General features: G+C 74.7%; 7 protein-coding genes. 5 read left to right on the top strand and 2 right to left on the bottom strand.

The window, feature by feature from the left end; all coding sequences use genetic code 11:
* Positions 1-462: 462 nt before the first annotated feature.
* Positions 463-1,020, top strand: a complete 558-nt coding sequence (locus ACFXGA_RS13790; protein WP_378087599.1) for a prepilin peptidase — start codon at positions 463-465, stop codon at positions 1,018-1,020.
* A gap of 5 nt (positions 1,021-1,025) precedes the next feature.
* On the opposite strand, the gene ACFXGA_RS13785 is transcribed toward ACFXGA_RS13790, so the two are convergent.
* Together ACFXGA_RS13785 and ACFXGA_RS13780 are read right to left on the bottom strand one after the other, a co-directional pair.
* Complete coding sequence (locus ACFXGA_RS13785; RefSeq protein WP_378087597.1) at positions 1,026-1,583, bottom strand: TetR/AcrR family transcriptional regulator; 558 nt, start codon at positions 1,581-1,583, stop codon at positions 1,026-1,028.
* Positions 1,584-1,695: 112 nt separating this feature from the next.
* Positions 1,696-2,436 carry a hypothetical protein gene (locus tag ACFXGA_RS13780; RefSeq protein ID WP_378087595.1) on the bottom strand — a complete coding sequence of 247 codons (741 nt, stop codon included), beginning with the start codon at positions 2,434-2,436 and terminating at the stop codon, positions 1,696-1,698.
* 398 nt (positions 2,437-2,834) lie between these two features.
* Here ACFXGA_RS13780 and aroC point away from each other — a divergent pair, with 398 nt between their 5' ends.
* The 4 genes from aroC to aroB are packed head-to-tail and all read left to right on the top strand — an operon-like array spanning position 2,835 to position 6,710.
* The gene (gene aroC / locus ACFXGA_RS13775) at positions 2,835-4,034 is read left to right on the top strand and encodes a chorismate synthase (protein WP_378087593.1); all 1,200 of its coding nucleotides are present in this window, start codon (positions 2,835-2,837) and stop codon (positions 4,032-4,034) included.
* Positions 4,031-4,549 carry a shikimate kinase gene (locus tag ACFXGA_RS13770; RefSeq protein WP_378087591.1) on the top strand — a complete coding sequence of 173 codons (519 nt, stop codon included), beginning with the start codon at positions 4,031-4,033 and terminating at the stop codon, positions 4,547-4,549. Before aroC ends, ACFXGA_RS13770 begins: the two co-directional genes overlap by 4 nt.
* A gap of 6 nt (positions 4,550-4,555) precedes the next feature.
* Positions 4,556-5,584 (top strand): DNA glycosylase AlkZ-like family protein, encoded by a 1,029-nt coding sequence (locus tag ACFXGA_RS13765; RefSeq protein WP_378087589.1) that lies wholly within the window; start codon positions 4,556-4,558, stop codon positions 5,582-5,584.
* Between the two features lie 19 nt (positions 5,585-5,603).
* On the top strand, positions 5,604-6,710 hold the full coding sequence (gene aroB / locus ACFXGA_RS13760) for a 3-dehydroquinate synthase (protein ID WP_378087587.1): 1,107 nt from the start codon (positions 5,604-5,606) through the stop codon (positions 6,708-6,710).
* The last annotated feature ends 116 nt before the right edge of the window (positions 6,711-6,826 follow it).

The following is a 6,826-nucleotide window of genomic DNA, read 5'->3' as shown; positions in this document are numbered from 1 at the left end:
TGCGGGGGGGGCGGGGGGGGGGGTGGGGGGGGGGGGGTGTGTCTGGGGGCGGGGGCGGGGGGGTGTGGCGCCGCGTCGGCCGCGCCCCCCCCCCCTCACCGCCCCCGGCACTCCCCGCCCACCACCTCCGGCCGTGCGGTCCGTCCCACCTCCGGCCGTGCGGTCCGTCCCGCCTCCGGTCGCGCGGTTCCCCGCTCCGTTCCCGGTCGCGCGGTCCACCGCCCTTGCGCCCGGCCGGTCCACCTCCCGCACCCGCCTCCGGCCCGTCGATCGCCACGCCGCGATCCGCCCGCCGTCGCCGTCTACGAGCCGCTTTCCCGCCTCGGGCCGTCGACCGCCGGACCCGGAGCCGCCCACCTCCGTCACCCGCCCGGTCGATCTCCCTTCGGCGATCGCGGGTGAATGGTCCATTCACCCCTACAAGTTGTTGCGCCCCAACGCTTCCCGCCCGACGCTGGTCCCATGGTCATCTCCGGTTTCCTCGCCGGCGCCCTGGGCGCCGGGTTGCTCCGCCGCCTCCCCCGCGGCGCGGACGTGCACTGGTTCCGGTGCGCCGCGCCGACCGCCGTCCTGTGGTTCGTCGCCTGGGCGCTGGCCCCACCCGCGTGGCTGCCCGTGCCGCTGCTCCTGGCCTGGCTGGGCGTGCTGCTGACGGCGACCGACCTGCGCCACCACCGCCTGCCCGACGCGCTGACCCTGCCCGCGTACCCGGCGATCGGCCTCGCCCTGTGGCTGTGCGGCGCCGACCCGGGGCGCGCACTGGCCGGTTGCCTGCTCTTCGGCGGCTTCCACCTGCTGATCCACCTGCTCGCCCCGGCCTCGATGGGCGGGGGAGACGTGAAGCTCGCCGGGTCGCTGGGCGCGGTCCTGGCCGCCGTGTCGTGGCAGGCGTTACCCGTCGCCGCGGTCCTGGCGAGCGTGATCACGCTCCTGCTGGCCGTCCGCCGTCCGGGCCGCACCGTCCCGCACGGACCGGGCCTGCTCGCCGCGACCTGGCTGATGTCGCTCCGTCCGGGTTGACCGGATCACCGGGTGAGCGACCGCCGGGCCAACTCCACCCACCGCAGCCGGACGTCCTCCGGCACCTCGACACCCGGCGAGGTGGCCAACAGGAGCGAGATGTCGTCCACCGTCACGTCCTCTCGCAACGCGTGGTCGGCGTGGGCGGCGGCCACCAGGTCGGCCAGCGACCGCACCGCCCGCTCCTGGACGGGCCGCAACACCCCGCCGTCCACCTCCGCCACGGCGTCGCGCAGCACCCGTTCCTGCCCCAGGGTCACCACGACCCGGTGCAGCAGTCCGACGATCTCCGCCACGGCGGTGCTCTGCCCGGCCCGCACCCTGCCCGACGCCGAGTCCAGGGCTCCGGCGATGGTCGCCGCCAGGTCGGCCACGATCGCGCCGACCAGGTCCTGCTTGGTGGGGAAGTGCCGGTACAGCGTGCCGACCGCGACCCCGGCCGCGGTCGCGATCCGGTCCATGCCCACGTCCGGGCCGTGCGCCGCGATGAGCGTCCGCGCGGCGTCCAGGATCGCCGCCCGGTTGCGCGTCGCGTCCGCGCGCTGCCTGCCCCGTCCGGTCACGACGGACCCGCCTTCCCGACGCTGAAAATGAATGATCGGTGCACCGTACAACCCGGCCGGACGATTCGCCGGACGAGTTCCCTCCGGAGGTCGAATAACCCGTAAATCGTCCTCACTCCACACGGCGACGGTCAACGTCACGCGTGACGCCGGCAGTTGTCCGCCGCGGTGGTCGAGCGATTCGAATTCGGCCGCCGGGATCCGACCTTCCGAGGTGCGGAGGCAGAACCACCCGCGCTCGTCGGAATCCGCGTTCACACCCTGGAGGGCGTTTGCGCCGAGTCGACCGGCGCATTCGCGGCGGCTCCTTTTCCCGATCGGCCGACAACGCCGCGCCACCGGTGGCGTAGAGGTCGAAAATGCCGTTGTCGATGGGCGACAGGTCGCCGGCGCCGGAGTCCTCCGTCCAGTGCGGACCGTCGTCCTCGACGCGGTCGAGGTCCGGGAACCGGTCGTTGCGCGTCGTCACCTCGACCGTGAGCCGGTCGGTGCCCGGCGATGGCGCGCTCGCGGTGCCCGAAGTCGGCCGCGGTCGGAGGGTGGGTGCCTCCGGCCGCGCCGACCCGGCGACGGCCATTCCCGACCCGGCGACGGTCATTCCCGATCCGCTGTGGTCGAACCCGACCACAACAGCCGGCGACGGCGTGATCGCCGGCGCGGCGACCGCGAGTCCGAAGGAGGGGTGACGCGTGCCCGGACCGGCCGTTCCCGCTTGGTCAACGCCCGCAGGCCGCACATTGATCGTCACCGGACCGGTGCGCCCGGCCCGGACAACGGGACCGGCGACGTCCGACAGGCTATTGCGGACACCGCTGTTGTGCGCCTGCCCGGGTAACGGGACCTCGTCACTCATGGCGCGACGATACAGCGCCGCCGGGCGATGGGGACGGTGTCCTGAGATTTTGTCCCAGAGGCATGGCGGGATCCGGTTCCCGGTGTACGCGCGCCAAACCGACCGACTCCGCCCCAACGACCCCCGCATTCGGCCGCGGACCACTCAGGTGAACAAGCCGCGATCGGAGCGCCACCGGCATTCGCCCCTGAACCGCCGTGACGCCGCCTCTCTCACGGCGAGCCGCGCGATGAGCCCGCCGTTTACGGCACGCGGGACAGCCCCGCACCGCGCGAGGCGTCCGAACGGCTCACCGGCGTCACCCACCCCGGGTAGGGCGCGTCGCTCCGGGGCGGGACACGCCCACCCGGCCTCACCTGGGCCTCCGCCCCCGGTTCACACTGTGAAAGGATCGCCGCGTGCTGCGCTGGATCACCGCTGGGGAGTCCCATGGACCGGCCCTCGTCGCCGTGCTGGAAGGCATGGTCGCCGGGGTCGAGGTCACCACTGCCGACCTGACCGCTCAACTGGAGCGCCGCCGCCTCGGGTTCGGCCGGAGCCCCCGCATGGGGTTCGAGGCCGACGAGGTGGAGATCCTCGGCGGCGTCCGCCACGGGCTCACCCAGGGCGGCCCGATCGCGGTCCGGATCGGCAACACCGAGTGGCCCAAGTGGCAGAAGGTGATGTCCGCGGACCCGGTCGACCCGTCCGAGCTGAAGCCCACCGGCCGCAATGAGGCGCTGACCAGGCCGCGCCCCGGCCACGCCGACCTGCCCGGCATGCAGAAGTTCGGCTTCGACGAGGCCCGCCCCGTGCTCGAACGCGCCAGCGCCCGGGAGACCGCGGCCCGCACCGCGCTCGGCACGGTCGCCCGGCACTTCCTCAAGCAGGTCTTCGACGTGGACGTGGTCAGCCACGTCGTGTCCATCGGCAAGGCCAAGACCCCGGCCGACGCGCCCGTGCCCGGCCCGGACGACCTGGCGACCGTCGACGCGAGCCCGGTCCGGGCCTTCGACCCGCGCGGCACCGAGGCGATGGTGGCCGAGGTCGAGGCGGTCAAGGAGGCCGGTGACACGGTCGGCGGCGTGATCGAGGTCATCGCCTACGGCCTGCCGCCGGGCCTCGGCTCGCACGTCCACTGGGACCGCCGGCTCGACGCGCGGCTGGCCGGCGCGCTGATGGGCGTGCAGGCGATGAAGGGCGTGGAGATCGGCGACGGCTTCACCACCGCCGAGCGGTGGGGCAGCCAGGCGCACGACGAGATCGACCGCGGCTCGGGGCCGAAGGGCGTCACCCGGCGCTCCAACCGGGCGGGCGGCCTGGAGGGCGGCATCACCAACGGCGAGCCGCTGCGCGTGCGCGTCGCCATGAAGCCGATCTCGACCGTGCCGCGCGCCCTGTCGACCGTGGACGTCCGGACCGGGGAGCCCGCGGTCGCGATCCACCAGCGCTCGGACGTGTGCGCGGTGCCGCGCGCGGGCGTGGTGCTGGAGTCGGTGGTGGCGCTGGTGCTGGCCGAGGCGGCGCTGGAGAAGTTCGGCGGCGACTCGATCGCCGAGACCAAGCGCAACGTCGCGGCCTACCTGGAGGCGCTGGAAGCCCGCTGGGAGGGCCTGTGAGCCCGCGGTACGTCGTGCTCGGCCCGCCCGGGGCGGGCAAGACGACGGTCGGCACGCTGCTCGCCGAACGGCTCGGCGTCCCCTTCCGGGACACCGACGACGACGTGGTGGCCAAGGCGGGCAAGCCGATCTCCGACATCTTCACCGACGACGGCGAGCCCGCGTTCCGCGCGATGGAGGAGCAGGCCGTCGCCGACGCCCTGGCCACCCACGATGGCGTGCTGGCGCTGGGCGGCGGCGCGGTGCTCTCCGCGGCCACCCGGGGCCGCCTGGCCGGTCACCCCGTGGTCTTCCTCAACGTCGGCATGGCGGAGGGCGTGCGGCGAACCGGCATGTCCAGCGCACGGCCGCTGCTGGCCGGCGTGAACCCGCGCGCCACGTTCAAGGTCCTGCTGGACGCCCGGCTGCCGCTCTACCGGGAGGTGGCCACGATCGAGGTGACCACCGACGACCTCACCCCGGAGCAGGTGGTCGACGCGGTGCTCCGCCTGACGGAGCAGGCGCGGGGGACCTGACCGCCCGTGGACCTCACCGTGGCCCGCGTCCTGGCGCACCGCGCCGCGGTGCAGGGCCTGCACGGCGACGACCCCGGCGCGGTGCTGCCCCTGGGCGTGGTGGACAGCCCGCCCGGGACGGGCGCGGCGGCGCTGGGCGTGCGCGGCCGCCGGGAGGCCGCCGAGGACCTGGTCCGCGTGCTCAGCCTGCGCGGCGCGCCGCACCTGCACCGCCGCGCCGACCTGCCCGCGCTGCGCCGCCAGCTCCGACCGCGCACGCCCCGGCAACTGGCCGCGTGGTGCGGCGCGCACCCCGTGCCCGACCTCGCCCACCTCGACCTGGTCGTCGACCTCCTGCACCGCGAGTTCCCCGGCGAGACGGCCACCAAGGGCGAGCTGTCGGCGGCGATCAGCCCGCTGCTGCCCGCCGCCGTCACGCCGCACTGCCCGACCTGCGGCGTCGACCACGTCATCGAGAACGTGTTCCGCCTCGCCACCCTGCTCGCCGGCATCGAGCTGGAGCAGCACGGCAGGCAGCTCGTCTTCCGCCGCCCGACCGCCAGGCCCGACGTCGAGGACCCCGGCGAGCCGACCCTCCTGCGCGACTACGCGCGGCTCGTCGGGCCGTTCGCCAAGGCCGACGCGGAGAAGTGGCTCGGCGCGGGTCCGCAGGAGACCTGGCCGGACCTGCGCCCGGTCCGGGTCGACGGCAGGCGGCTGCTGGCGCACGAGGACGTGGCCGACGCGCCCGAGCCGCCCGCCGGGCTGCTGCTGTTCCCGCGCGACCCCTACCTGCTCGGCCCGCGCCACCTGGTCGCCGACCCCGACGTGGCCAAGCGGGTGTGGCGGCCCGTCGGCGGCCCCGGCGCGCTCGTGCTGCACGGTCGGGTGACGGGGGCGTGGCGGCACGAGTTCCGGGGCCGGATGGTGACGTTCCGGGTCACGGGCTGGTCGAAGGTGAGGGGCGAGGCGCGGCGCGCGATCGCCCGCCAGGCGGAGGTGCTCGCCGGGGTGTGGGGCGGCGCGGTGCTCGGGTCGGACGTGGTCGAATGGTGACCGGACGAGGGGAGTGGTGATGGGCGAGCCGGTGCGGATCCGCGTGGCCGCGGAACGACCGTACGACGTGGTGGTGGGCCGGGGCCTGCTGGGCGACCTGGTCGAGACCCTGAGGGGCACGGCCAAGGCGGCGATCGTCCACACGCCCACGCTGGCCGAGACCGCCGAGGCGGTCCGCGGCGAGCTGGAGGCGGCCGGGATCGACGCGCACCGCGTCGAGGTGCCCGACGCCGAGGACGGCAAGGACCTGCGGGTCGCGGGGTACTGCTGGGACGTGTTCGGCCGCATCGGCCTGGGCCGCACGGACGCCGTCGTCGGCCTCGGCGGCGGCGCGGTGACCGACCTGGCCGGGTTCGTCGCGTCCACCTGGATGCGCGGCGTCAAGCTGGTGCACGTGCCCACCACGCTGCTCGGCATGGTGGACGCCGCGGTCGGCGGCAAGACCGGCATCAACACCGACGCGGGCAAGAACCTGGTCGGCACGTTCTACGAGCCGACCGCCGTGCTGGTCGACCTGGCCACGCTGGAGACGCTGCCGCGCAACGAGTTGGTCGCGGGCATGGCCGAGGTGGTCAAGGGCGGTTTCATCGCCGACCCGGTCATCCTCGACCTGATCGAGGCCGACCCGGAGGCGGCGCTGGACCCGTCCGGCGACGTGATCGAGGAGCTGGTCCGGCGCAAGATCCAGGTCAAGGCCGACGTGGTGTCGACCGACCTGCGCGAGTCGGACCTGCGGGAGATCCTGAACTACGGCCACACCCTGGCCCACGCCATCGAACGCCGCGAGCGCTACCGCTGGCGGCACGGCGCGGCGGTCAGCGTGGGGCTGGTGTTCGCCGCCGAGCTGGCCCGCCTCGCCGGCCGGCTGGACGACGCGACCGCCGACCGCCACCGGACGATCCTGTCCTCGCTCGGCCTGCCGACGGGTTACGACCCGGACGCGCTCGGCCAGCTCCTGGAGGGCATGCGCACGGACAAGAAGACCCGGTCGGGCGTGCTGCGGTTCGTGGTGCTCGACGGGTTGGCCAAGCCGGGGCGGCTGGAGGGCCCGGATCCGGCGTTGATCGCGGCGGCGTACTCGGCGGTGGCGGCGGAGCCGAGGGCTGGTGGGAGCGTCTTGCTGTGAGTCGGGGCCGGATGTTGGGGACGGTGAGTTCAGCGCTCGGGTCCGGCTCGATTTGACATGGGGCCCTTACGGGTACCCCTGGGCAGGCCAAAGCCGGCAGGCCCGGCGGGGAAAAG

Source organism: Actinosynnema sp. NPDC059335 (genome assembly GCF_042752395.1).
GTDB lineage: Bacteria > Actinomycetota > Actinomycetes > Mycobacteriales > Pseudonocardiaceae > Actinosynnema.
The sequence above is the reverse complement of the archived record's forward strand: the minus strand, read 5'-3'. Positions and strand labels throughout refer to the sequence as shown.

Bases quoted from the DNA above. Each gene is read 5' to 3' on its own strand.
- ACFXGA_RS13790 (WP_378087599.1), top strand. From the start codon at position 463: ATGGTCATCTCCGGTTTCCTCGCCGGCGCCCTGGGCGCCGGGTTGCTC.
- ACFXGA_RS13780 (WP_378087595.1), bottom strand. From the start codon at position 2,436: ATGAGTGACGAGGTCCCGTTACCCGGGCAGGCGCACAACAGCGGTGTC.
- aroB (WP_378087587.1), top strand. From the start codon at position 5,604: ATGGGCGAGCCGGTGCGGATCCGCGTGGCCGCGGAACGACCGTACGAC.